22 protein-coding genes are annotated in these 25,322 nt (G+C 71.7%); 5 read left to right on the top strand and 17 right to left on the bottom strand.

Features of this window, described 5'->3' with window-relative positions; all coding sequences use genetic code 11:
* Window positions 1–2 precede the first annotated feature (2 nt).
* Window positions 3–1,163, top strand: coding sequence for a non-hydrolyzing UDP-N-acetylglucosamine 2-epimerase (gene wecB, locus ACLQ3F_RS27695; protein ID WP_425852364.1), 1,161 nt, complete (start codon window positions 3–5; stop codon window positions 1,161–1,163).
* Window positions 1,164–1,290: 127 nt separating this feature from the next.
* Window positions 1,291–2,760 carry an acyltransferase family protein gene (locus ACLQ3F_RS27690; RefSeq protein ID WP_425852363.1) on the top strand — a complete coding sequence of 490 codons (1,470 nt, stop codon included), beginning with the start codon at window positions 1,291–1,293 and terminating at the stop codon, window positions 2,758–2,760.
* A 65-nt stretch (window positions 2,761–2,825) separates the two neighbouring features.
* Here ACLQ3F_RS27690 and ACLQ3F_RS27685 read toward each other — a convergent pair whose 3' ends face one another.
* The 5 genes from ACLQ3F_RS27685 to ACLQ3F_RS27665 form a co-directional block, all read right to left on the bottom strand.
* Window positions 2,826–4,028: a YeiH family protein gene (locus ACLQ3F_RS27685; protein WP_425852361.1), complete on the bottom strand. Its 1,203-nt coding sequence runs from the start codon at window positions 4,026–4,028 to the stop codon at window positions 2,826–2,828.
* Entirely contained in the window at window positions 4,028–4,174 is a 147-nt protein-coding gene (locus ACLQ3F_RS27680; protein WP_425852359.1) for a hypothetical protein, read from the bottom strand. Before ACLQ3F_RS27680 ends, ACLQ3F_RS27685 begins: the two co-directional genes overlap by 1 nt.
* Window positions 4,175–4,350: 176 nt before the next feature.
* Window positions 4,351–4,431 (bottom strand): putative leader peptide, encoded by an 81-nt coding sequence (locus ACLQ3F_RS27675; protein WP_355006783.1) that lies wholly within the window; start codon window positions 4,429–4,431, stop codon window positions 4,351–4,353.
* 177 nt (window positions 4,432–4,608) lie between these two features.
* On the bottom strand, window positions 4,609–6,402 hold the full coding sequence (locus ACLQ3F_RS27670) for an adenylyl cyclase (RefSeq protein WP_425852395.1): 1,794 nt from the start codon (window positions 6,400–6,402) through the stop codon (window positions 4,609–4,611).
* A gap of 429 nt (window positions 6,403–6,831) precedes the next feature.
* Entirely contained in the window at window positions 6,832–7,104 is a 273-nt protein-coding gene (locus ACLQ3F_RS27665) for a GlsB/YeaQ/YmgE family stress response membrane protein (RefSeq protein WP_355006636.1), read from the bottom strand.
* Between the two features lie 445 nt (window positions 7,105–7,549).
* Between ACLQ3F_RS27665 and ACLQ3F_RS27660 the strand changes: the two genes are divergently transcribed.
* Window positions 7,550–10,591, top strand: coding sequence for a BTAD domain-containing putative transcriptional regulator (locus ACLQ3F_RS27660; RefSeq protein ID WP_425852357.1), 3,042 nt, complete (start codon window positions 7,550–7,552; stop codon window positions 10,589–10,591).
* A 7-nt stretch (window positions 10,592–10,598) separates the two neighbouring features.
* Here ACLQ3F_RS27660 and ACLQ3F_RS27655 read toward each other — a convergent pair whose 3' ends face one another.
* From ACLQ3F_RS27655 to ACLQ3F_RS27630, 6 genes are all read right to left on the bottom strand, one after another.
* Window positions 10,599–11,153 (bottom strand): dihydrofolate reductase family protein, encoded by a 555-nt coding sequence (locus tag ACLQ3F_RS27655; protein ID WP_425852355.1) that lies wholly within the window; start codon window positions 11,151–11,153, stop codon window positions 10,599–10,601.
* A 73-nt stretch (window positions 11,154–11,226) separates the two neighbouring features.
* Complete coding sequence (locus ACLQ3F_RS27650; RefSeq protein ID WP_425852354.1) at window positions 11,227–11,793, bottom strand: hypothetical protein; 567 nt, start codon at window positions 11,791–11,793, stop codon at window positions 11,227–11,229.
* Between the two features lie 17 nt (window positions 11,794–11,810).
* Entirely contained in the window at window positions 11,811–13,658 is a 1,848-nt protein-coding gene (locus ACLQ3F_RS27645; protein ID WP_425852352.1) for a S9 family peptidase, read from the bottom strand.
* A complete protein-coding gene (locus ACLQ3F_RS27640; protein WP_425852350.1) occupies window positions 13,659–15,437 on the bottom strand; it encodes an N-acetylglutaminylglutamine amidotransferase in 1,779 nt (592 codons plus the stop codon).
* Between the two features lie 98 nt (window positions 15,438–15,535).
* Window positions 15,536–18,205 (bottom strand): glutamate--cysteine ligase, encoded by a 2,670-nt coding sequence (locus ACLQ3F_RS27635; RefSeq protein ID WP_425852348.1) that lies wholly within the window; start codon window positions 18,203–18,205, stop codon window positions 15,536–15,538.
* Window positions 18,206–18,317: 112 nt separating this feature from the next.
* Entirely contained in the window at window positions 18,318–18,884 is a 567-nt protein-coding gene (locus ACLQ3F_RS27630) for a DJ-1/PfpI family protein (RefSeq protein WP_425852346.1), read from the bottom strand.
* A 53-nt stretch (window positions 18,885–18,937) separates the two neighbouring features.
* Here ACLQ3F_RS27630 and ACLQ3F_RS27625 point away from each other — a divergent pair, with 53 nt between their 5' ends.
* The gene (locus ACLQ3F_RS27625) at window positions 18,938–19,882 is read left to right on the top strand and encodes a GlxA family transcriptional regulator (protein WP_425852344.1); all 945 of its coding nucleotides are present in this window, start codon (window positions 18,938–18,940) and stop codon (window positions 19,880–19,882) included.
* A gap of 130 nt (window positions 19,883–20,012) precedes the next feature.
* Here the strand turns inward: ACLQ3F_RS27625 and ACLQ3F_RS27620 are convergent, their stop codons facing one another.
* The 5 genes from ACLQ3F_RS27620 to ACLQ3F_RS27600 form a co-directional block, all read right to left on the bottom strand.
* Window positions 20,013–21,395: a cellulase family glycosylhydrolase gene (locus ACLQ3F_RS27620; protein ID WP_425852342.1), complete on the bottom strand. Its 1,383-nt coding sequence runs from the start codon at window positions 21,393–21,395 to the stop codon at window positions 20,013–20,015.
* A gap of 162 nt (window positions 21,396–21,557) precedes the next feature.
* Complete coding sequence (locus ACLQ3F_RS27615) at window positions 21,558–21,758, bottom strand: hypothetical protein (RefSeq protein ID WP_425852340.1); 201 nt, start codon at window positions 21,756–21,758, stop codon at window positions 21,558–21,560.
* A 70-nt stretch (window positions 21,759–21,828) separates the two neighbouring features.
* Complete coding sequence (locus tag ACLQ3F_RS27610) at window positions 21,829–22,395, bottom strand: TetR/AcrR family transcriptional regulator (RefSeq protein ID WP_425852339.1); 567 nt, start codon at window positions 22,393–22,395, stop codon at window positions 21,829–21,831.
* A 4-nt stretch (window positions 22,396–22,399) separates the two neighbouring features.
* The gene (locus ACLQ3F_RS27605) at window positions 22,400–22,960 is read right to left on the bottom strand and encodes a carboxymuconolactone decarboxylase family protein (protein WP_425852338.1); all 561 of its coding nucleotides are present in this window, start codon (window positions 22,958–22,960) and stop codon (window positions 22,400–22,402) included.
* A gap of 32 nt (window positions 22,961–22,992) precedes the next feature.
* The gene (locus tag ACLQ3F_RS27600; RefSeq protein ID WP_425852336.1) at window positions 22,993–23,352 is read right to left on the bottom strand and encodes a hypothetical protein; all 360 of its coding nucleotides are present in this window, start codon (window positions 23,350–23,352) and stop codon (window positions 22,993–22,995) included.
* A gap of 171 nt (window positions 23,353–23,523) precedes the next feature.
* On the opposite strand from ACLQ3F_RS27600, the gene ACLQ3F_RS27595 reads away from it, so the two are divergent.
* Window positions 23,524–24,501, top strand: coding sequence for an aldo/keto reductase (locus tag ACLQ3F_RS27595; protein ID WP_357203960.1), 978 nt, complete (start codon window positions 23,524–23,526; stop codon window positions 24,499–24,501).
* Between the two features lie 9 nt (window positions 24,502–24,510).
* On the opposite strand, the gene ACLQ3F_RS27590 is transcribed toward ACLQ3F_RS27595, so the two are convergent.
* Window positions 24,511–25,272 carry a YqjF family protein gene (locus ACLQ3F_RS27590; protein WP_425852334.1) on the bottom strand — a complete coding sequence of 254 codons (762 nt, stop codon included), beginning with the start codon at window positions 25,270–25,272 and terminating at the stop codon, window positions 24,511–24,513.
* Window positions 25,273–25,322 lie beyond the last annotated feature (50 nt).

Raw genomic sequence — 25,322 nt, 5'->3', positions numbered from 1 at the left:
ACATGTGTGCGAGCAGCTCGACACCGCGAGAGGTCCTGATCCTCGCCGGCACCAGGCCGGAAGGAGTGAAGACCGCGCCTCTGATCCACCGACTCCTCGATGATCCGAGGTTCACGGTACGGGTGGCGGATACCGGTCAACAGCCGGGACGCGTCGCCGAGGCACTCGCCCCGTTCGGTCTCCGCCCGGAGGTGAGTCTGCGCCCGCAACGGCGTACCGGCTCGCTCGCCGAACTGGCGGCGGCACTGATCACGGGCATCGACGAGCTGCTCACACACCACCGTCCAGCGGCGGTCGTGGTGCAAGGGGACACCACGACCGCCCTGGCCGGCGGAACTGCCGCGTTCTGGCGGCACGTCCCGGTCGTCCACCTGGAGGCCGGACTGCGGACCAACGACCTGGACCGGCCGTTCCCGGAGGAGGCCAACCGGGCCATGCTCGCCCGTATCGCCGCGCTGCACCTGGCACCAACACAGGCGGCTCGGGCGAACCTCATCGGCGAGGGCATTCGCTCCAGCGCGATCGTGGTGACCGGCAACACCGTCGTGGACGCTCTGCACGACCTGGTCGAGCGCGGCATGGCCCAGGCACCGGACTGGGTCGACCCGGCCCGCAAGCTCGTCGTGGCCACCGTGCACCGACGGGAGAACTGGGGCCACGGAGTGACGGCCACAGTGGACGGACTCCGTCGCCTGGCGCAGGCGTGCCCCGACACCCAGATCGTGATGGTCGCCCATCCGAACCCGCAGCTCAGCGCGGAGGTCACCGCGGGCCTCGCGGGCGTGACCAACGCACGGGTCACGCCACCACTGCCGTATCCACAGATGGTCGGGCTGCTGCGGGCGGCCGACCTGGTCGTCACCGACTCGGGTGGGCTCCAGGAGGAGGCCGCCACCCTGGGGGTGCCGTTGTTGGTCACCAGGGAGACCACGGAACGTCCGGAGGCCCTGACTCCGGGCCGCGGCGAGTTGGTGGGCACCGATCCCGAACGGCTCCTCTCGGCCGGGCTTCGCCACCTCGCCAGCGGGCGGACCGCAGTCGTGGGGTCGCCGTTCGGTGACGGGCGGGCGAGTGACCGCTCTGTCGTTGCCCTGGCGGGGCTGCTGAACGTACCGGCCCGTCGGGTCGTGCAGCGTCGCCGCACCGCCGCCGCCGTCAGCTGACGTCGGCTGATTCGGACAATCAACCAAAATTCCGGACAAACCTTCTCTATCCACTGATAATTGGCACATCGATCGGCGGCGCTCCGATCCGTCGGTCCAACAATTCAGTGATCAGAGGAGTCGTCAGGTGCAGGCGAAGTTGAACGGGCAGCGTTCCGCGACGCTGCAGGGCAGATACTCCGCCCAGCACAACGCCTTCGGCGTCCTTCGCCTGGCGATGGCGTGTGGCGTGATCATCGCGCACGCCGGCCCGCTCGGCTTCGGCCAGCACAACCTCGGCGCGGCCACCTTCGGCCGGCAGAGCGACCTCGGCACCCTGTGCCTGTACGGATTCTTCCTGATCTCGGGCTTCCTCATCACCGACAGCGCGCTGCGCTCCACGCTGCGCCAGTACGTCCGCGCCCGCCTGCTGCGGGTCTTCCCCGGGTTGTGGGCCTGCCTGCTGGTCACCGCGTTCGTCTTCGCGCCGCTGGCCGCGCTGTACGAGAACGGCAACCTCGACGGGTTCTGGGGGCACCCGGAGGGGCCCTTCGACTACGTCACGACGAACTTCCTCGCCTCGATGGAGCAGTTCCCCATCTCCGGGTTGCTGGCCGACACCCCGTACGGCCTGATCGTCGGCGGGCCGAGCGCGTTCGATGGTTCACTGTGGACGCTGCGGTACGACCTGGCCTTCTACGGGATCGTCGGCATCCTGGTGGTGACCTCGGTGCTGCACCGGGCACCTCGCGCGGTGCTCGTCCTCACCGCCGTCTGTTACGCCCTGGTCCTGCGCGACTTCTTCACGGCGCCGACCTGGAGCTCGCGTCCGCCGCAACACGGCGCGATCGGGCCGTTCCCGCTGCTCGGCGCGTTCGCCGCCGACTGGACGCTGATGCTCGGCTTCCTGTTCCTGCTCGGTGCCGCCGCCCGCCTGTACGCGCACCGGATCCCGATGACCAGGGAGCTGGCCGTGCTGGCCGGCGTCGCGTTGGCCGGCTCACTGTGGCTGGGCGGGTTCTTCGCGGTGGGCCTGCCGGCGTTCGCCTACCTGGTGCTCTTCGCCGCCGTCGCGCTGCCGAAGCGGCTGTCCGCGATCAGCCGCCGGCACGACTACACGTACGGCATCTACATCTACAGCTTCCCTGTGCAGCAGATGATCGCCCTGCTCGGCGGGGCCCGGTTCGGGATGCTCGGCTACATCGTGCTGAGCCTGCTCGGTGCCCTCCTGTTCGCCGTCCTCTCCTGGCATCTGGTGGAACGGCCCGCCCTCGGGTTCAAGACCGGCAGCGGACGCGCACGGCACCGGCGCGCGGGCCGCACCGCCAGCCCGCACGCCGTGCCGATCCCCAACCCGGTGAGCGTCAAGGGAGCCGAGGCGCGCGCCGGCCGGCACAAGGCGGGTGCCCGGCACAGCCGGTCGTCGAAGAACGCCCCCGCCACGGCAGCCACCCCGCGCCGCGCCAAGCGGCTCACCGGAACGGCGTCGTCGTTCCTGGCGGTGCCCGTACGGACCAGGAAGGACCTTCCGTTCGACCCGGTGAAGACGCCCACCTCGCACGCTCGGTCGGGTCGGTCACACCGCGCGCCGACCACCTCGACGACACCGCCCCGCTGACCACGCTGGGGCCGGAGCCAGGCTGGCTCCGGCCCCAGCACCGTCCGCAGGGGCGACCGGCTGACTCAGGCCGAGAAGTTCCGGAACAGCAGGGACGCCAGGGCGAGCGCCAACGCCAGGTTGAACACTGTGGCACTGGCGAACACCGCCACCGGTCGCCAACCCGCCTCCCGCAGCGACGCGACCCGGACCTCCAGGCCGATGCTGACGAAGGCCAGGATCAGGAACCACACGCGCAGGTCGTTGACGATGGCGATGGTGGCCTTGCCGTCCGCGCCAGCGGCGTCGAGGTACCAGGTCGCGATGACCGAGGCCGCGATGAAGCCGAGGACGAACTTCGGAAACCGCGTCCACAGCTCACCGAGGCCCGGTCGGGCCGCGCCGGGCCGCCGTTCCACCCGCAGCGTGAAGTACGCGGTGAGCGCGACTGCCACCACACCCATCAGGGCATTCTGGGTGACCTTGACGATGCTGGCGATCTGGAGCGCCTCCTCACCGGCGAGCGCTCCCGCAGCGGTGACCGCCGCCGTGGTGTCGATGTTGCCACCGATCCAGGCGCCGGCCACCGCGTCGGAGAGCCCGAACACGTCGGCCAACCAGGGCAGGACGAAGATGGACGGCAACGCGAAGACGATGACCAGACTCGCCGTGTAGGCCAACTGCTCGCGGCGCGCCCGCACGGCGCCGGCGGCGGCGATCGCCGCGCTGACTCCGCAGATCGACACCGCCGACGCGAGCAGCGCCCGCAGCTTGTCGTCGAGGCCGAACCTGCCGGCCAACCACCAGGTGAACAGGAACACCCCACTGATCAGCAGAATCGCCTGGGCGATCGCCGGGCCGGCGGCGCTGGCGATGACGGCCAGGTTGATCGACGCCCCGAGCAGCACCAGACCGGTCTTGATGAAGAACTCGGTCCGGAACGCGGCGGCGATCCGGTCCCGCCACCCGAGCAGCGTGACAGCGACGTTGCCGAGCAGGCCGAGCAGGATCGCGTACACCGGGTACTCGATCGCCGCTCCGATGTCCTCGACGGCGGTGCCCTCGGCCCAGGCCGGGACGTTCTGCTCCAGATAGCGGGTGAGCGCGGCGAGACCGACCACGATCAGCACGCCGAGCACTGTCCACGCCCAGAACGCCTCGTCACGCGCCACATTTGTCGGCTCGACGGAATCGACAGTGGTAGACGACGTGTCGCGCTCGCTCTCGGTGGGTGCGTCGTCGGCGGAGGTGCCGGGCTCGTTCCCGGTGCGGGTCGCGTCGGCGGTCATCAGGGCACCAGCCCGGCGGGGATGGCACCGAGCAGGACCAGGGCAAGCAGGGCCAGGCCGAGGATGGTAGCCGCCCAGTCCTCGTTGAAAGCGAGCCGGGAATCTCCGGCGGTCTCCGGACTGGACGGTGACGGATCAGTGGTCATGACGTACCTCCAGGAATGGCCCGATCCGGCCGTGGCGGGATCGGTTGAGGGGCGAGCAGGCATGACGGGGCCTCGGTGACCGCGCGAAGGCCCCAGGGCCGGTTGGACCACGGGGCGGCGCGTGATTCGGCAGCGGGGCCAGAGGAAGGGTGCGGGTGGTGCCAGCCGGTCGGTGGTCAGCGACCCGGACAGAGCTCGGAGGCGACCCGCATCAGGTCAACGGCCCGACGCGAGGTGAGGAACGGACCATCCGGCATTGGCTCATTTTCCTATCGACTCGATAGGAATTCAAGACCGTGAGCGAGATTCCCTACCAGCCGTCGACGGCAAGTCGAGCTGGGCAACCACCCGCAGCAGGCCGGGGGCCCGACGAACCAGCCCAGAGGGGCCGGAGCCATCGCCGGCTCCGGCCCCGTCGGTACGCCCGATCCCCGCTACGAGGTCGGGTACTGGGTCAGATAGATCGGAGCGCCGACCTTCGTCATGTCGGCGGCGTCCCCGACGCCGTTGACCACATGGTCGATCGTGCCGGCGCTGAGGTTGACGGTCATGATGTGGTGCAGCCGCACCCCGGGCCGGTTCGGGACCTCGAAGCCGTTCTCGGTGTGGATCGACGGGTTGTTCTGGTTGAACACGTACACCCCGCCGCCATACAGGGTGTGGTGACGCACCCGGTCACCGACCTTGTACCCGGCCCAGCCCTCGACCGCGCCGTTCATCCAGTCGGCCTGCGTCGGCGGGTCGTACGGCAGCTCGTTCTGGTAGAGGATCGTGGTGCCGTGCTCGCCGTTCCAGACCGTGTTGTAGCGCTGGAAGTGCTCGACGAAGAGGCCCGTCGCCGTCACGTGGTCGCCGTTGATGACGGCCCCGTAGCGGCCGGTGTTGGTACGCCAGCGGTCGGTGTCACCGTTGACGCCCTCGGTGAAGCCCTCGACGCCGTGATCACCACGCCACACCCAGGTGTGGTCGATGAGAACGTTGTCGCTGTTGACCTCCAGCGCGGTGTTCGTCCGCCCGATGTGCGGGCCGCCGACCCGGAAGTACACGTCGGAGAGCGTGGTCGGGTTGTGCGGGCTGCTCGCGTTGCGGCCGTGCTCACGTCCGACCCGCAGCAGGACCGGCGACTCGACGAGGCCGGCGTCGATCGTGACACCGGCGACGATCACCCCGGGAACACCGGCCACGTCCAGCGGGATCGCGCCGTTCACGGCGGTCAGCGTGGCGTGCCCGATCCCCAGCACCACGGTGTTCGGACGCCGAACCTCGATGCTGCGCGCGATGTCGTACGTGCCGGGCGTGAGCAGCAGGTGCTTGCCGCGCGCCAGCTGGCTGTTGATGACGCGTACCGAGTCCGACGGCTTGGCGATGAAGAAGTCGCCGATCCCGATGGTGCGCCCCGGCGTGATGCCGTCAGCCCAGGAGACGCCCCGGCTGTCGCGCTGCGCGGCGGGCACCCGCACCTGGTAGCGACCCTTGCCGTCGACGAAGAGGTAGGGCTTCTCCCGGCTCAGCGGGGTGGTCTCCAGGGTGGTGTACGGCGGGTCGGGGAACGTGGCGTCGTCCGGCGCGCCCTCGACCCCCGCAAACACCTGGTTCCACACCGCGTTGGACCAGCTGCCGACCTCACTGTTGCGGGTCAGCCACTGTTGCTGTGAACCGTTCGTCGTGGCCGGCAGCCGGGAGTCGGCGATGAACCCGCCGCTGGCGTACTGCGGGCCGGCCGTGCAGTAGTCCATCAGCGACAGACCGCCGCCACCGATGTTCAGGCGGCGCATCGACACCGCCTGGGAGACCGCCCAGAAGTTCGCCGACGACCGGCAGTCGTCCTGGCCGGCCGCGTTGATGGTGAGCGAGAGGTTGGACAGGGTGCGCCAGAAGTTGACCAGCGCGAGGCAGTTGCCGGTGCCGCCGTCGGCGAGGCAGCGGTTGTAGACCTCCAGCTTGCCGTTGACGGTGACGTCGGTGGGCGAGGCGCCCAGGCCGGACACCTCGGTGTAGTAGCCGACCTTGGCCTGCAACGGCTGCGCGGGCGTGCCGTACGTGCCGGGCTTGAACAGGTAGGCGTGCCGCTCGGTGCCCATCTCGTTGTCGACCTGCCGGGCGTGCGCCGCGTCGAGGGTCTGCTGGATCTCGCCGACCGGCATGGACGGGTCGAAGATCGTCACGTTCGGACCGAAGTCGGGTGCGCCGTGCGTCGGGCGGCCGGCGCTGGCCACTGTGCTGGTCATCGTGGTGGCGGTGGTCAACACCAGGGCGAGCAGGAGGGTACGACCGGATCTCCGGCGTACGCGTCGGGACAGGGTTGTCACGTGGTTCGTCCTCTCCGCTGGCCGGCGTACTTCCGGCGCAGCTGGGGGCGGTGAGAGCGCTCTCTGAGTCTTACGGCCGACGGTGGGGTCGCACCGAAGGGTTGACATGTTTCTACCCCCTGAGCCGGCCGCGCGCCATGACCACGGACAGGCGAACTTCGGGCATGCGATGCGGGCCGGCTCCTTGTCAGCCCAGGCAGCACCGATGGCGCATTCATCAGCGCACGGCAGACGGGTCGCCGACCGGCCGGCCCATTCGAACGGTGATGCAGCGCCGGCCCACCCTCCTGCGGAGGGCGGGCCGGCGCGATGGTGCGAGAGGTGCGAGAGGTGCGATGGTGCGAGAGGTCAGCGCACCCGGCGGCGGCCGTGGGTACCGGCGACGATCGCCACGCCGACAGCGGCGAAAGCGACCTGCAACATCAGCTCGATCCAGTCGATTCCGCTGGTCTCGTCAACGCCGAGGGCACCGGCGACGAGTGTGCCGAGGATAGCCGCGACCACACCGATGAGCAGTGTCAGCCAGATGGGGATGTTCTGCTTGCCTGGCACGACCAGCCGGCCCAGCGCGCCGATGACCAGGCCGATGATGATGGCGGCGAAAAAGCCGGAGATTTCCACGGAAAGCCGTCCTTCAAGAGAGAGATATAGTCGACGGCTTGATTGCCCCAAGCAACCAACCCCAAAACATCCCCACCCCACCCCACCCCACCCCACCCCACCCCAGCCCACGCACCCCAGCCCACGCGATCTTGCACTTTGTGCTGCCGCAATGCGGCTTACGCCAGGTATGTCACCGCAGAAAGTGCAAGATCGCGGGAGGGTGGGTCTCCCGGACGGCGGCAACCCCCTACGCCGTCGATCATGGAGTTGTGGTGGTGCACAGAACGGTTGTTCGCGGCTAAAGCGGCCACCACAAGTCCATGATCGACGGAGTGGGGGTGCGGGGGCGCGGGGCGGGGTGCGGGGCGGGGATCGGCGCTGGTGGGTCCCTCTGTTGTGCGGGGACGGGTCGGTGGTTTCCGTCCGTCGCGGTGTGCCTTTGGGTCGCCTGACCGGCGCTAGGATGACCGCCGTGCAGTTCGGGGTGCTCGGGCCGCTCGCCGTGACCACGGACGTCGGCGAGCCGGTGGTGGTGCCCGGCACCAAGGTGCGGGCGTTGCTGGCCGATCTGTTGGCCAACCGCAACCAGGTGGTCTCGGCGGACCGCCTCATCGACGACCTGTGGGGTGACGACGCCCCCGCCAATCCGACCGGGGCCCTCCAGGTGCGGATATCGCAGCTGCGCAAGGCGCTCAACGATGCCGAGCCCGGCGCCCGCGAGCTGGTCGAGTCCCGGCCACCCGGCTACCTGCTGCGGGTCGACGCGGTCGACGTCGACCGCTTCGACGAGCTGGCCCGCTGCGCCGACGTCGACCGGCTGACCGAGGCCCTCGCCTTGTGGCGCGGCGAGGCGTACGCCGACGTGGCCGACGCCGAGTTCGTGCGGGCCGAGGCGGCCCGCCTCGCCGAGCAGCGCCTCGTCGTTCAGGAGCGGTTGGCGCAGGCCCGGCTGGCCCGGGGTGAGCATGACCTGGTGGCCGCTGACCTGGCTGAGCTGGTCGCGAGGCATCCGCTGCGCGAGGGCCTGCGGGCGGTGCAGCTACGCGCGTTGTACGCGGCAGGCCGCCAGTCCGAGGCGTTGGAGAGCTACGCCGAGCTGCGGGCCCGCCTCGCCGAGGAGCTGGGCCTCGACCCCGGCCCGGAGCTGGTCGCCCTGCACCGCAGGATCCTCGAACAGGATGCCGGCCTGAACGCCCCGCCGAAGGCCTCGATCGTCCGGGGCAACCTGCCAGCCCCGCTCGACGAGTTGATCGGGCGGGACGAGGCGCTGGCCGAGCTTCGGGCGCTGCTGCCCCGGCAGCGGCTGGTCACGCTGGTCGGCCCGGGCGGCGTCGGCAAGACCCGGCTGGCCACCGAGACGGCCCGAGCGGCGTCCTATCCGGACGGCGTCCGACTGGTCGAGCTGGCGCCGCTCCCGGCCGGTGACGCCCGCGTCGCCGAACAGGTCCTCGCCGCTCTGGGCGCACACGAGGCCGCCGGAACAACCCAGTCCCCCGCCGACCGATTGGTCACGGCCCTGCGGCACCGGCAGTTGCTGCTCGTGCTGGACAACTGCGAACACGTCATCGAACCGGTCGCCGAGCTGGTCGCCCGACTGCTGCGCGACGTGCCCGGGGTGAGCGTTCTGGCCACCAGCCGGGAGCCACTCGGGCTGACCGGTGAGCGGCTCTGGGAGGTACCCCCACTGCCGGTGCCCGACGACGGTGACCTGGACGCGGTCCGGCGCTCGGCGGCGGCCCGGTTGTTCGTCGCCCGCGCCGCCGCGCAGCAGCGCGGTTTCCGCCTCGACGGGCCGACCGCGACGGCGGTGGCCCAGCTGTGCCGCCGCCTCGACGGGCTGCCGCTGGCGTTGGAGCTGGCCGCGACCCGGGTCCGCGCGCTGGGCGTACGCGGGGTGGTGGACCGGCTCGACGACCGGTTCCGGCTGCTCACCTCCGCGCAGCGGGACGTGCCACCCCGGCAGCGGACGCTCACCGCGGTGATCGGTTGGAGCTGGGACCTCCTGGACGAGTCCGACCGGGTGGTGCTCGCCCAACTGGCGGTGTTCCCGGACGGCTGCACCCCGGAGGCCGCCGAAGAGGTCTGCCGAACCGACCTGGACGCCCTCGCCCGGCTGGTGGACCGATCGCTGGTGGTGCTCGACGACTCCGGCGCGGCCCCCCGCTACCGGCTGCTCGAATCGGTGGCCGCGTTCTGCCTGGACCGTCTCAGCGACGCCGACGAGGTACGTAGGCGGCACGCCTCCTACTACACCGAGCTGGCCGAACGCGCCGACCCCGGGCTGCGCGGGGCCGACCAGCAGCGGTGGCTGGCGCTGCTCGACACCGAGCTGGCGAACCTGCGGTCGGCGCTGGCGCACGGTGGCGGGCTGCGCCTGGCGGTCGCACTGAGCTGGTACTGGTTCCTGCGCGGCCGGCTCACCGAGGCACGGCGGGCGCTGGCCGTGCCCGGCGACGCGGAGCAGGAGGCCCGCGCCGCACCCTGGCGGGTCGGCTTCGCCCTGTCGCAGGGCGAGGTGATCGCACCGGACGACGTGCGCGACGCAGTGGCCGCCGACCCGGACAGCCACGCCGCGTGGTTCGCTGCCAACGCGGTGATCGAACACGGCGACCTGGCCCTGGTCTCGGAGCTGCTACCCACCGCCGCCACCGACCCGTGGACCGAGGCGGCGGTGCTCACCTCCCTGGCGCACATCGCCCACGCCAACGGTGACCAGGCCACCCTGGAGCGCACCGCGACCCGCAGCGCCGCGCTCTTCGCCGACCTCGGCGACCGGTGGGGTCGGCTCCGGGCGACGGAGTGGGTGGGTGGGCTGGCGGACATGCGTGGCGAGCACGAGCGCGCCGCCGCGCTGCACCGGGAGGGGCTGCGCTGGGCCGAGGAGTTGGCGCTGTGGCCGCAGGTCTGCGCCGAGCTGTCCTGGCTGGCCTGGCTCGCCGTGCAGACCCGCGACTACGCCCAGGGCCGGGAACTGGCCGAACGCGCCTACGACCTGGCGGTGGAGCAGGGCTCGCCCGGCGCGCTGATCTTCGCGCAGATGAGCCTTGGGCTGGCCGCCCGCCGCGACGGCAAGCTCGACCTGGCCGTCACCCACCTCAGCCGCCTCGCCGACCTGGGCCGGGGAGAGAGCCAATCCGCGCTCTACCTGCCGATGGTGCTGGTGGAGCTGGGCTACGCGGTCGAGCAGGGCGGCGACCCGGACGCCGCGTTGGCCCTGCACATCGAGGCGTTCGAGGTCGCCGAGGCGATGGCGACGATGCGGGACGCGGTCGGCCCGCTGGAGGGGATGGCGGCGGCGGTGCGCTCCCCCGAGGTCGCCGCCCGGCTGCTGGGCGCCGCGGCCGCCGCCCGGATCGCCACGCGGTCCCCCGCCGCGCCGGCCGAACGCGACGACACCGACCGGGTGACCGCACGCCTGAGGGCCGAACTCGGGCTGGAACGTTTCGACGCGCTGCTCGCCGAGGGCGCGCGGCTGAGCCCGGGCGAGGCCCGGGCCCAGCTCTGACCGGTGTTCAGGAGGTCACCTTCGGCTGGTACGAGGCGACGATCACGCCGCTCTTGTGCACCCGGGTGTCGACCAGGTCGAACGATGCCTTGACGTCGGCCAGCGGCGTGGTGAGGCTGGGGCCGCCCTCCAGCACCGGGTGGATCCAGAACCGGACCTCGTCCACCAGGCCCGCCCGGATCAGCTGGGCGGTGACCGAGCCGAAGCCGTACTGGATGATGTTCTTGCCCGGCTGGGCCTTGAGCGCGGTGACCGCCTCGACCAGATAGCCCTGGAGCACCTCCGTGTTGTTCCAGGTGGGGTTGGTCAGGGTGGTCGAGGCGACGTACTTCTTGACGTTGTTGAAGTACGCGGCGCCCGTGCTCGGGTCGCTCTCGTCCCTGGTCGGCCAGGCGGCGGACATGCCGTCGTAGGTGGCCCGGCCCATCAGCATCGCGTCGGCCTCCTCGGTCTGCGCCCCGGCGAGGCCGGCCGCCTCCTCGTCGAAGTACGGCATGGTCCACATCGGGTTCTCGATGACGCCGTCGAGGGTGATGTAGGTCGAGTTGACGAGCTTGCGCATCGGGATCTCCTGGGTGTCTGTCGTGCTCTCCGGTGACACCCAGAACTCTGCCGGAGCCCGCTTACGATTCGCTTCAGGTGCGCTTACCGGCGTCGTCGACGGGGCCCTGCGCCGGGTCGGTCGACGGGATCGGCAGCGCCTGCGGGGTCACCGTGCCGCCGCCGGTCGAGTGGGCCGGGGCGGGGCGGTCACCGCCGCGGCTGTGCAGCCGTCCGCGCCCGGCCGGACCGGCCCGCCGGCTCACCTCGACGGTCACCATCCGCACCGGCGGTGGCGGCGCGGTGAAACGCCCGACGCCCCACCGCACCCAGATCGGGATCCGGCCGGCGTCCGCCTCCGCGCGCAGCTTCTGCACCGTACGGGCCCGGTCGGTGTGGTCGACCTCCACCACGACGGGCGGACCGTCCGGACGGGCACACGCCACGTCGAGCACCGAGTGCCGCTGCTCCAGCGGCGGTGGCAGCGGCAGCACGCTGGGCGCGCGCCGGTAGACCCGCCAGCCCTGGGCCTCGGCCCACCGCACCACCGAGTCGATCACCCGCGCGGTGACCTCATCGGTGTCCAGGTCGACGAAGGTGACCTCGGCCAGCCAGCGACCCAGGTCCGCGGCCAACCGCTCGTCCTGCGCCGCGACCTCCACCGGCGCAGGATAACGCCTCAGCCGACGACGGTCGCGGTCGCGGCGAGGTGCCGGGTCAGCCAGCCGGTGGTGGCCGTACGGGCCACCTCGGCGTTGGCCCGCGACAGGAAGTCGTGCCCCTCCCCGTCGAGCACCAGGTGCCCGTGCGGCACACCCCGGTCGGCGAGGGCCTGGGCGACCTGGGCCGACTCGCCCGCCGGCACGTTGGTGTCGTTGGCGCCGTGGATCAGCAGCACCGGCACGTCCAGCCGGTCGATGTGGGTCAGCGGGGAGAGGTCGCGCAGCAGGTCGGCGTCCCGGTGCGGGTCGCCGTACTTGCTGACCGCGGCGGCGGCGATCCACGGCTCGGTGCCGGCGAAGAAGGTCCGGAAGTCGGAGATGCCGCACTCGGCGACCCCGGCGGCGAACAGACCGGGGAAGTTCACCAGCACCGCGAGGACCAGGTAACCGCCGTAGGAGCGGCCCAGGACGCCGAGCTGGCCGGGCCGGGCGACGCCGGCGTCGACGAGGAAGTCGGCGCAGGCCGCCACGTCGGCGATCGCGCCGTAGCGGCCGGCGAGGTTGTCGGCGGCGACGAACGACCGGCCGAACCCGGACGACCCACGGACGTTGGGCGCGAAGACCGCGATGCCCTGCGCCACCAGGGCCTGGAACAGCGGGTTGTAACCGGGACGCTCCTGCGCCTCCGGGCCACCGTGCAGGCTGATCGCCGTCGGCCAGGGGCCTGGCCCGGCCGGGCGGTAGAGCCAGCCGGAGAGCGGCAACCCGTCGCGGGCCCGCAGGTCGACCAGTTGCGGCGCGACACCCGCGTTGTCCGTACGCGGGACGCCCGTGTCCGGCCGCAGCGGGCGCGGCGCCCCGGTCGACGGGTCGACCAGCCACACCTCCCGGGGCTGCACCGGCCCCTGTGCGGTGAGGCAGAGCAGGCCGCCGTCGGCGGCGAAGACGGCGTCGCCGAGCACCTCGCCGGGGGCGGCGACGGCCCGCTGCACACCGCTGGCGAAGTCGAGCAGGCTCAGCTCGCTGCGCCCGCCGTAGGTGTTCCACAGCAGCGCGCCGCGCTGCCCGTCCGCGCTGGGCGTCACGTGTTCCAGCTCGGCGTCCGGTCGTCCGGCGAGCCGGGTCGGCGGCTGCTCCGGTCGGGTCAGGTCGACCCGTACCAGCGCGGCGAGTTCGGAGTACGCGTCGGTGCGGGCCAGCACGCTCGTTCCGTCCGGGCCGAACCAACCCTGGTCGGTGCTGCCCCGCCCGGTGTCCGGGCAGAGCCGCCGGCGGACGCCGGTGGCCACGTCGAGCACCTCCAGCCAGCGGGCGTTACGGGGACCGCGGCGCAGCAGCGCGGTGCCCGCGTCCGGGGTCACGTCCAGGAGGGTGAGCAGGTCGCCCTGGGCGAGCACCCGCCGGTGCCCGGTGGCCGCGTCGACAAGCAGGGCCTGCCCGTGCTCGTCGGTCTCGGTGACCGCCAGCACCGCGCCGTTCGGCAGCCAGCCGGCTAGCGCGGCGCTGCGGCGGCCGAACCCGGCAACCTGGTGGCGTCGCGTGCCGTCTGGGCGCAGCACCCACAGCTCGGTGCGGGGCGCGCCGCCGGGGGCGACGACACAGGCCAGCCACTGGCCGTCCGGGGACCAGCTCAGCGCGAGAACCGGTTCGTCGCTGACGGGCAGCGCGACGGGCGCACCCGCGTCGACCTCGCAGACCCAGACGCCGGGCGTGCCGGCCCGGTCGGAGAGGAATGCCACCCGGCGGCCGTCGGGGGACGACGCGGGGGCGAAGTCCTCGCTGATCGGCACCGGTGGTGACACCGGCCGGTGGCTCGCGGGTCGGGGCCGCCGGGTGGTGCGCGGCGGCTCAATCCGTACGCTCATCTAAACCCCGATCCGCTGCAACCAGAGCTCCAGCAGCCCCAGCTGCCAGAGCGCGTTGGAGCCCAGCGTGGTCCGCCGGGCGTTCGGCGCGTCCAGTAACTCCTCCAGGTAGTCCTTGCGGAACAGGCCCCGCTCGCGCGCCGGCCGCGCGGTCAGCGCGTCCCGCACGTCGTCGAGCAGTGGACCGGAGAGGTGCCGGATGGCGGGCACCGGGAAGTAGCCCTTCGGCCGGTCGATCACCTCGTCCGGGACGATGCCCCGACTCGCGGCCTTCAGCACCCCCTTGCCGCCCTGCGCGAGCTTCATGCTCGGTGGGCAGGCGGCGGCCAGCTCGACCACCTCGTGGTCGAGGAACGGCACGCGGGCCTCCAGCCCCCAGGCCATCGTCATGTTGTCGACCCGCTTGACCGGGTCGTCGACAAGCATCACCAGGCTGTCCAGGCGCAGCGCCGCGTCCAGCGCGGTGTCCGCACCGGGCGCGCCGAAGTGCGCGGCGACGAACTCCAGGCTGGCGTCCTGGTCGAGCATCCACTCGGGCGCCAGGTGCCCGCCGAGCGCCTCGTGGCGACGATCGAAGAACACCCGGGCGTACGCCTCGACGGCGTCCGCGCGGGCCACGTTGGCCATCGGCGGGTACCAGTCGTAGCCGGCGAGGATCTCGTCGGCGCCCTGTCCGGACTGCACCACTGTGATGCGCTGCGAGACCTCCTCGGAGAGCAGGTGGAACGCGACGCAGTCGTGGCTGACCATCGGCTCGCTCATCGCCGCGATGGCCTGGTGCACGGCGGGCACGAACCGCTTCGCGCCGATGCGGATCTGCTGGTGGTCGGTGTCGAAGTGGCGGGCCATCAGGTCGGAGTAGTGGAACTCGTCGCCGCTCTCCCCCGCCGCCGCCTCGAAGCCGATGCTGAAGGTGGCCAGGCCGGTCTGGCCCTGCTCGGCCAGCAGGGCGACGATCAGACTGGAGTCGAGACCGCCGGAGAGCAGCACGCCGACCGGCACGTCGGCGACCATCCGCCGTCGTACGGCGGTGCGCAACGCCGCCATGAGCCGTTCCTGCCACTCCTCGGCGGACATGGTGGGGGCGGCGGCCCGGTTGAACTGCGGCCGCCAGTAGGTGGTGTCGGTGCTCCGGCCGTCCGCGGTGATCACCCGGACGGTGGCCGGCGGCAGCTTGCGGACCCCGGCGAGGATCGTGCGCGGTGCCGGCACCACCGAGTGGAAGCTCATGTAGTGGTGCAGCGCCACCGGGTCGAGGTCGGTGTCCACGTCACCGGCGGCGAGCAACGCCGGCAGGGTCGAGGCGAAGCGCAGCCGGCCCGGCCCCTCGGCCAGGTAGAGCGGTTTGATGCCGAGCCGGTCCCGGGCCAGCACCAGGGTGTGCGTGGCCAGCTCGACCAGGGCGAACGCGAACATCCCGTAGAACCGTTCGACGCAGGCCGTCCCCCACCGGTGGTACGCCTTGAGGATCACCTCGGTGTCCGAGGTGGACCGGAAGGAGTAGCCGGCGGCGGTCAGCTCGTCGCGCAGCTCCCGGTAGTTGTAGACGCAGCCGTTGAAGACCACTGCCAGACCCAGCTCGTGGTCGACCATCGGCTGGGCGCCCGCGTCGGACAGGTCGATGATGCGCAGCCGGCGGTGGACCAGGGCCACCGACCCCTGCTGCCACCGACCCTCGCCGTCCGGGCCACGGGAGGCCAGGGCGGGGAGTATCCGCTCGACGGCGGCCAGGTCCGGTGGCGCCCCGTCGAGGCGGAACTCGCCTCCGATACCGCACATGGCTCACACCTCTCATCGGCTGGATCCGCTGGGGGCGCTGACCGGTCCAGGCTTGGCGGACCGGGTTGCGTCCCGATGACGGGTGGGTCAAGCGTCGGTTACGCCGACGGTTCGTCGGCTCCACCGAGCAGCCAGGTGTCCTTGGAACCGCCGCCGCGCGACGAGTTGACGATCATGCTGCCGGCCGGCGCCACCCGGGTCAGCGCCACCGGCGCGACCTCGGCGGTGTCACCGAGGAACACGAACGCCCGCAGGTCGACGTGGCGGGGAGCCAGCGCGGTGCCGTCGAAGACCGGGTGGGTGGTCAGCGCGATCATCTCCTGGGCGATCCACCGGTGCGGGGCAGCGAGGATCTGGTCCCGGACGGCGTCCAACTCCTCCGCCTCGGCGCGGGGGCCGATCACCACCCGGTCACCGCCGTACCCGTCGACCGGCTTGAGGACCAGTTCGTCGAGCCGGCCCAGCACCTCGGCCCGCTGCTCGGGCAGCCCACACAGGTACGTCGGCACGTCCCCGAGCAGCGGCTTCTCGCCCAGGTAGTACTCGATCAGCCGGGGCACGTACACGTACAGCGCCTTGTCGTCACCGACGCCGTTGCCCAGCGCGTTGGCCAGTGTGAGCCGCCCGGCGTGCACGGCGGCGAGCAGCGGCCAGCCCAGCGGCACCCCGTCCGCGCCGGGCGCGTGCAGCAGCGCCTCCTCGTCCATCCGCAGGTAGATCACGTCGACCTCGCGGCGGCAGCCCTCGCGGACCAGCCGGACCCGCCCCTCCTCCACCAGCAGGTCGCTGGTCTCGGTCAGCGGCACACCCATCTCGTCGGCAAGCAGCCGGTGCTCGAACCACGCCGGATCACCGGGGCCGCTGCTGAGCACCACCACGGCGGGGTCGTCGGCCGCGGCGGGCGCGGCGGCGACCAGCGCCCGGTACAGCATCGCCGGCGTCTCGTCGGCGGGCAGCAGATCCGCCGGTACCGGCAACTCCGGCAACACCGCCTGGGTCAGCCGACGGTTCTGCACCGCGTAGCCGATCCCGGAGGGCACCCGCAGGTTGTCCTCCAGCACGTACCACCCGCCGTCCGGGTCCCGGACGAGGTCGGTGCCGGACACCTGGGCGCGGGTGCCCCGCCGGCCCATCAGCGCCCCGGTCGGGCGCAGGCCGGGTGAGGACTCCACCACCCACGCCGGCACCACACCGTCGGCCACCACCGCCCTATCGGCGTAGACGTCACGCAGGAACGCGTCGAGGGCGCGGGCGCGTTGCACCAGGCCGGTACGCAGGGTCCGCCAGTCGGCGGCGGGCACCACCCGGGGCACCAGGTCGACCGGGAAGAGCCGGGTGCTCGCCTCGCCGGCCACGCTGAACGTCACGCCCCGGGCCCGCTGCTCCTCGTCCCGGTCGTGTTCGCGTCGACGCAGGGCCCCGGCGCCGAGTTGGCGTAGGGCAGCGAGCATCGGGGCGTACGCCGGTTGCGGTCCGGCCGGTCCGAAGACCTCGTCGCCGGCGTCGGCGTACGTGGGCAGCGCCGGCGGCGTCGGCGTACCCGGCAGCGGCCCGCGGACCCGACCCCGAGTCTCGTCGAGCAGCAGGTCGACCACGTCGGCCAACCGGCCCCGTCGTTCGTACGCCCGCCGCTGCCGGGCGGCGGAGCTGCCGCGTTCCAGCGCGTACCGGGTCAGCTCGCTGACCTGCTCCCAGTCCCCGGTCGCCTCCAACTGTGGGCGCAGGTCGCTCACCAGGCGGCGGACCGCCTGGGCGGCCGGAACCGGTCGGGCCGAGCGGGGCAGATCGAGCAGGTCACCTTCCAACCCCGAGCGGGCCGCCCGCCACACGGCGGCGCGCAGCACCGGTGGTCGCACGGCCGTACGCTCCACCCCGGCACGCAGGGCGGCGACCTCCCGTCGGACGAGCGCCCGGAACAGACCGGTGAGCAGGACGATGGTCTCCACGTCGGCGTTGGCGTCGGTGATCCGCAGCTCCACTGTGGGCACGTGCGCCGACGGCCGAACGTCGAAATAGATCATGGCGGGGTCGGTGATGGTCTCGGAGGAGATCAGCTCGGCGACCAGCGCCTCGTGGTCCGCGGCGCTGGTCACCTCGCCCGGGTCACCGGCGGTGGGCCACCGCTGCCAGACCAGGGACCGCACGCTGGCGTAACCGCTGTCCTGGCCCATCCAGTAGGGCGAGCTGGTGGAGAGGGCGAGCAGCACCGGCAGCCACGGCTGGACCCGGCGGGTGACCGCCACCGCCAGGTCCCGGTCGGAGACGCCGACGTGCACCTGCGCTCCGCAGATCAACTGCTCCCGGGCGAGCATCTGGTACTCGTCGAGCATCCGCCGGTAGCGGGAGGTGGGGGTGACGCTGGGATCGCCGTCGGCGCGCAGCGGCACCGTACCGGCCGCCACGATGCCCAGACCGGCCCGGTCGGCGACCTGGACGGCCGCCTGACGCAGCCCGGTCAGCTCGGCGCGGATCTCGTCCAGGGTGCGGCAGACCGCGGTGTTGGTCTCCACCACGCTGCGGTGCAACTCGGCGGTGAACGAGGCCGCCGGCAACCGGTCGAGCAACTCCCCGGCGCGGGGCACCAACTCCCGGGTGTGCAGGTCGACGACGTGGAATTCCTCCTCCACCCCGATCGTGGCCAGGTCCGCCGGGTCACCGTCGTCCAGCGACAGGACCGGATTCGGACGGGGGGCGGGCAGCGTCCGGCCGTTGCCGGACCGGCTGACCGGCTCGTCGTACGTCGGCGCGTTCGTGGTGTTGTCGGCCATGGTCACCCCGGTTCGCGTGTCGGTGGTCTGGCTGTCCGACGAGCGTTCCCAGGGTTGGTACCGGGGGTGTTTCCGGCGCGTTAAGGTGACGCGCCCGTTCTGTCCGCGCTGCTCAGCGCTGCGGGGCCCGGTACTCGATGGTCGCGGCGACCCGGTTGGCGGTGGCGGCGCCCAGTTCCCGTTCGGTGAGCCACAGCCCCAGATCGAGGCCGGCCGACAGCGCGCCAGCGGTGACCCGGTCACCGTCGTCGACCACCCGCTCGTCGACGACGCTGACGTCATGGGCGCGCAACTCGTCGTACGCGTTGCGGTTGGTGGTCGCCCGCCGGCCGGTCAGCAGGCCGGCGGCGGCGAGTAGCAGCGCACCGGTGCACACCGACGCCATCCACTGCGCCGATGCCGCCACTGTGGCCAGCTTCGCCGGCAGCACATCGCGCTGCGCCTGCGCCCAGGCACCCTCGGGTGCCCGGTTCAGCCATCCGCCACCCGGGACGATCACGCCGTCTGCCTGACCCAGCACCTCGGGCACCTGGAGTTGGACACCACGCATGCTGGTGACCAGCCCCGACCGTTCGACCGCGACCAGCGCCACGTCGAAGCCAGCCATGGACAACACCTCGAACGGTCCGAAGACGTCCAGTTCGTCGAAGCCGTCGAACACCACGATCTCGATCCGCATACGGCCCAGGATCTCCTGCCGACCGGGCGGCGGCGAGTGGCATCCTTGCCACCATGCGTAAGCATCCTGCCAAGCATCGGGTCGTCGTCCTCGCCCTACCCCGGGTTGTCGCCTTCGATCTGACCATCGCGACGCAGGTGTTCGGCCATGAGGGCCACGGCCGGTACGCGATGACGGTGTGCGCAGTGGACGGTGGTTCGGTGTCCACCACCACCGCGGGTCTGGAGCTGACCGTCGCCGCGACGCTCGACGCGCTCGACGACGCCGACACGGTGATCGTGCCCGGATTCCGCCGTGGCCCGGCACCGCCGCGTGCCCTCGATGCGTTGCGGCACGTACACCGCCGTGGCGTCCGCATCGCGTCGATCTGCACCGGCACCTTCGCGCTGGCCCAGGCCGGTCTGCTCGACGGCCGCCGCGCGACGACCCACTGGGCGCACGCCGACGCGCTCGCCCAGGAGCATCCAGGGATCGTCGTGGACGCGAGTGCGCTGTACATCGACGAGGGTGAGGTGATCACCAGCGCCGGACTCGCCGCCGGTCTGGACATGTGCCTCTATCTCGTCGGCCGCGACCACGGGCAGGCTGCTGCCATCCAACGGGCTCGCCACATGGTCACACCGCTGCACCGAGCCGGTGGTCAGGCCCAGTTCATCCCGGTCGGCGTTCCGGGTGAGGACCACGAGTTGGCCGAGGTCATCACGTGGGCGAGCAGCAACCTGCACCGCTCGATCACCGTCGCGGACCTTGCCCGGCAGGGTGTGATGTCCAGCCGTACGCTGCACCGCAGTTTCCGGAGCCGGTTCCGGATGAGCCCACGAGCGTGGCTGATCCAGCAACGGCTGCGGGCCGCCTGCGCCCTGCTGGAGAACGGCGGGATCACCATCGACGAGGTCGCACGGCGTACCGGCCTGGGCACGGCGACAAACCTCCGCGCGCATTTCCAGCGGGCTTTCGCCACCACCCCTACCGCGTACCGGCGGGCCTTCACACAGTGACCCTCCGACGGTGGCCGTGGCGCGGTGGTGGTGGTGGTGGCAGCCGGTGATGTCGGAGTGTCCCACCGGCCTGGACACCCCGACATCAGCAGTCTCGATTCGATCAATCCCGGTCAAGGAGCCGCCGGGTTCACCTCATGTTGGCCACCACGAACGGCGCGTGGCCGTGCAGGTAGTTGGTCCACCCACCGGTCACCGGCGCTCCCGGGCTGAGCAGGTTGGTGGTGTCGGTGCCGACGTCGAGCTTCCAGGCCGTCCAGGAGACGCCGTTCGCCTTCATCCAGTCGATCCAGGACTGCGCCTCCGGCAGGCAGGCCCGGCCGTCGAGACCGCCATCGGCGTTACTGGCCCCCCACTCCGTGACGAACAGCGCCAGGCCCGCGCGGATCGCCGCGTCGCCCTTGGCCCGCAGCGACGCCCCGTGCGTGCAGGAGTAGAAGTGCAGGGTGTACATCAGGTTGGTGCCGGTGACCGGGCTGGCCGCCGCGACGTCCACGTCCTGTGACCAGGTCGGAGTGCCGAGCACGACGATGTTGTCCGGGTCGGCGGCGCGGATCGCGGACACCACGGCCTGGTGGTACGGCTTGATCACATTGGTCCAGCTGACCTGTAGTGGCTCGTTGTAGGGCTCCCAGATGACGTTGGGCAGGTGGCCGTACCGGCGGGCCAGGTCACCGAAGAACGCCACCGCCTGGGACTGGTTGTTCTGCGCCTCGTGCGCGTGCCAGTCGACGATCACGTAGACCCCGGCGGTGACCGCGTTGTTGATGATGGTCTCCACCTGCGCGCGCGCCTTGGCCGGGTCACTGAGGTACGCCCCCGCCGGCTCCACCCCCATGGCCGCGCGGATCACCTGGAGGTTCCAGTTGTCCCGCATCCAGCGCAGCGCGGAGAGGTTCTCGGCGTACGGGGCGGTCTCCCAGTTGAGCCACATGCTGCTGATGCCCCGTAGCTGCACCCGCGCGCCGTTCTTGTCGCACATCGTCGTGCCGCAGACCCGCAGTTGCCCGTGCCGCTCGACCGGAGTGCCGGTGGTCGGCGGCGGCGTGGTCGGCGGCGGCGTGGTGGGTGGCGGCGTGGTCGGGGGCGGCGTGGTCGGGGGCGGCGTGGTCGGGGGCGTACCACCGCCGCAGGACGCGCCGTTCACAGTGCAGTTGAGCGGGGTGCCGGTGCCGTTGGCAAGGAAGCCGAACGACGTCGACGCGCCGGCACCCAGAGTGCCGTTCCACACCACGTTCGTGAAGGTGTAGTGGCTGCCTGAGGTCGTCTGCTCGGCGTTCCACGACTGGTTGATGCTCGTGCCGGCCGGCAGGTCGAACTCGACCCGCCAACTGGTGATCTGGGCGGAGGTGTTGTTGGTGACGGTGACCTGCCCCTGGTAGCCGTTGCCCCAGTTGTTGGTCACGGAGAACACGGCGGTGGCCGCGCTGGCCGGTGAGGCGGCGGCCAGGGCCGCCCCACCGGCGAGCAGGCCGGCGACGGCCAGAGTCGTGACAAGTCTCAATGTGCGCATGCGGAACCCGCTTCGGATCGACGGTGGTGGTCTGAGGCGGGGCGGCGCCTGGGCGCACAATATCGATCAACGACTATGGAAGCAAGGTGGGGGCAATGGCCGGGAGGGATCAGCACCGGCGTCCCCACACCAGGCCCGGCCCCTCTCAGGCCCCCCCGGCGCTCAGGAGGCTCGGCGTACCCGGTAGGCCAGGTGGGTGACGCCGTCGCCCTCGACGACGCTGAACGGGCCGTCCAGCTGAAGTGGGGCGATCTTCAGGTCGGCGAAGAGCGGGACGCCGGCACCGAGCAGGACCAGGACGAGGTCGACGTGCACCTCGTCGAGCAGGCCGGCCTCGACGAGGCCGGCTGCTCCGGCCCTCAACCCAAGGTCGAAGCCGGCGCACCGTCCTCGACACGTCGGCCGAGCCTTCCCCCAGTGTCGACCGAGGCCGTCAGGGCCGTAGGGCGTTGAGCACGAGGTCGGCGTACCGGCGCCACACCGCCGGGTCGCGCTCGTCGAGCACGATGAGCTGCCGGACAGTTCCGCAGAGGATCACCCGGATGTCCTGCTCACCGGCGTCCGGGCGGATCCTGCCGGACGCTCGGGCTGCCGCCACCAGCTGCCCGATCAGGGCCAGGATGCGCGCGGCGGGCACCAGCCTGCCCTCGAAGAACGCGTCGGCGAGGACCCGGTCGCGGGCGAGGCGTCCGAACAGGTCGGGCACGAAGGAACACCACTCCCGGTACGCGTCGGCGCCGTCGAGCGCCGCCCGGATGCGCTGCTCCAAATCCTGGAACTGGCGCTGGACGACCGCGACGATCAGGTCATCCTTGCTGGGGTAGCTGCGGTAGACCGTCGCGCGTCCCACTCCGGCCCGCTCCGCCACCTGCGGCACCGTCACCTGGAGACCCTGCTCGGTGAAGAGCTCCCGGGCGGCGGCGATGACCCGCTCCTGGTTGCGACGGGCGTCCAGACGCCGACGGGGAGTCTCCGGGTCGCTCGGCGTCGGTGGGGTCATGGCCTCAGTCTGCCCGCTCGGTCTCGTCGGTCAGCAGCGGCTCGTCGCCGTACACGGTGGTGAGTTCGACGTTGAGCACGGTGGCCACCCGGCCGAACGACCAGTAGTAGCCGATCACCTGGAGCACCTCGACGATCTCGCGCTCGCTGAGGATGTGCCGCACCTGGTCGAAGAGGTCGTCGGAAACGCGGGGTGACCGCACCACCTCGGCGGCGAACCGGATGAGCGTCCGGTCGTACGCCGGAAGGCCCGGGTTGTCGATGTCCCGGCTGCTGATGATCTCGCGAGTGCGCTGGTCGACGCCGGCCGCCTCGGACAAAGGGCCGTGCTGGGCTGCCACGAACTCGCACCCGGCGTACTCGGCCACCGTCAGGATGACCAACTCCCGCGAGCGGGCGGGCAGCTCCAACGAGGTGAACTGCGCCCTCGCGAGCTGGATGAAGAGCTTCACGGTGCCGATCGAGTGGGTCATCATCTTGACCATCGGATCGGGCGGCAGGGCGGACAGGAAGTCGCGGACGTCGGTGGGAATCGCGTTCGGGTCGGGGTCGGTGAGGCGGGGCATGGCTCTCTCCTGTTTCTGGTCGTCGAGGTGGGTCAGGCGGGCAGGTCGAAGCCCGTTTCGCTGAGGTGGCGGAACCGACCGTCCTCGGCGTACGACCCGAAGATGGCGATCTCCCGCTTGGCGGTCGACCCGTCGGCCATGGTGATCTCGAAGACGTGTCGTTCGGCGTAGCGGAGACCGTCGCGCAGCTCGTCGAGGACCCGCACGGTGCCGCTGACGATCTGACCCCGTACCTGGGTCACCATCTCGACGAATCCGGCCCGGTCGAGGGTCTCGCCGTCGCTGCGGTGGGTGTAGTCGGGGGCGTAGAACTCGTCGAGCGCCTCGGTCAGGTGGCGCGTCGGCTCGAAAACCACCGCACGCAGGGCGTCGCTGATCAGTACCGGTTTCATGGGGCTCCTCGTGGGTCACAGTGGGACACATCCGGACTCGTGGGTCCGCTTAACGTCTACCGTACCGGACTCACGAGTCCACTTCTGGTGAGTGTCGTCACGTACGCCGGGGAGCGGCTGTGCCCGCCACGGCGGATGCGGGTCCGCCGCTCCGGTCGTAGCGTGGGGCGCATGCGAACCACCACGCTGGGCAGCACCGGACCCGAGGTCGGCGTCATCGGCCTCGGCTGCATGGGCATGAGCCACGGCTACGACATCACCGGCCCTCGCGACGACGACACGTCGATCGCCGTCATCCGCCAGGCACTGGACCTGGGCGCGACGCTGATCGACACGTCCGACGTGTACGGGCCGTACACCAACGAGGAGCTGGTCGGGCGGGCGCTGGCCGGCGGGCACCGGGAGCGGGCCGTGCTGGCCACGAAGGTCGGCCTGGTGGCCACCTCCCCCACCGGCGGCCCCGGCAACTCACCGAAAATCGGCAACAACGGCCGCCCGGAGCACATCCGGGCGGCGATCGACGAGAGCCTGCGCCGGCTCGGCACCGACCACGTCGATCTCTACCAGCTGCACCGGGTCGACCCGGAGGTGCCCATCGAGGAGTCCTGGGGCGCGATGGCCGAGGTCGTGGCGGCGGGCAAGGCCCGGCAGCTCGGGTTGTCCGAGGTGACTGTCGCGCAGATCGCGCGGGCCCAGGCGGTGCACCCGGTCGCGTCGGTGCAGTCCGAGCTGTCGCTGTGGACGCGCGACCCGTTGGCCGAGGTGTTGCCGTACTGCGGCGAGCAGGGCATCGCCTTCCTGCCGTTCTCCCCGCTCGGTCGCGGTTTCCTCGCCGGCCGGTTCACCTCGTTCGACGACCTGCCCGCCGACGACTTCCGGCGTGGCCTGCCGCGCTTCCAGCAGGACGCGCTGCGCGCCAACCTCGCCATCGTCGCCCGGGTCCGGGAGATCGCCGACCGGGCCGGCGTCAGCCCCGCGCAGGTCGCCCTCGCGTGGGTGGTCGCCCAGGGGGACCGGGTCGTTCCGATCCCCGGCACCAAGACCCCGAAGTACCTGGTGGACAACTGCGCTGCCGCTGACGTGCGGCTCAGCGCCGAGGACCTGGCGGACCTGGACGCGCTGCCCGCTCCCGAGGGTGGCCGCTACTAGGGCGATGCCCTACCGCTCCGGCGGCCCGGCACCACGCGGCCGGGCCGCCACCGGCGGGCCGAACCGAACCCCGACACCTGGCGAGTAGAGCACGCTCACCGGTGGCCCGACCGGTGCCGGCAGCCCGGCGGCGGCGACCAACTCGTCATCGAGGTGCAGCACCTCGGCCCGGTGCAGTGGCCAACTCGGATGCCAGTTCGGCAGGTGCAGCGTGCGCCCGTAGGCCCGGGTGTGCAGCCCCCAGCGGGCGGTGACGAAGTGTTCGAGCGGGGTCGGCTCGACGATTCGCTCCCCTACCCGCACCACCATTCGGCTCGACGCGCCCGCCGGCCCCGGCCACCGTCGCCGGCAGCGGTAGGTGCGACGGTCGCCGTCGCGATCCAACCGCATCGACGACCAGAGGTACGGCAGGCGCAGCGTCGCCCGCGCCACAAGCACCGGCACCAGGCGGGACGCGTCGAGCGACCGGAACACCACAGCTCGTCGGCCGGCGTCGTCGACGGAGTAGAGCCGGACGTTGGTCTCTGCGAAGGTGCCGAAGTACGGCACCCCCGGGCCACGGCCGAAGCCCAGCCCGACCATCCGGAAACCGATCAGGCCCACGTAGCTGACCCCGTCCACGGTGTCCGGACGGGTGCCGGCGGGCAGCAACGGCGCGACCGCCTCCGGAGCGACGGCCCAGTGCAGGAAGGTGAGGTCCTCCCAGCGCTGCCGCAGGACCGCCCAGGGGAACGCCTGCCGCGGCGCGTGGTCGACCGGTTCGGGATGCACGCTCCCCATCGTGGCTCAGACGGTGGGCCGGCGTGACCCCAGGCGGGCGC

Origin of the sequence: Micromonospora sp. DT15 (assembly GCF_049841475.1) — a bacterium.
Lineage (GTDB): Bacteria > Actinomycetota > Actinomycetes > Mycobacteriales > Micromonosporaceae > Micromonospora.
This window is presented reverse-complemented; position numbering and strand designations above follow the sequence as displayed.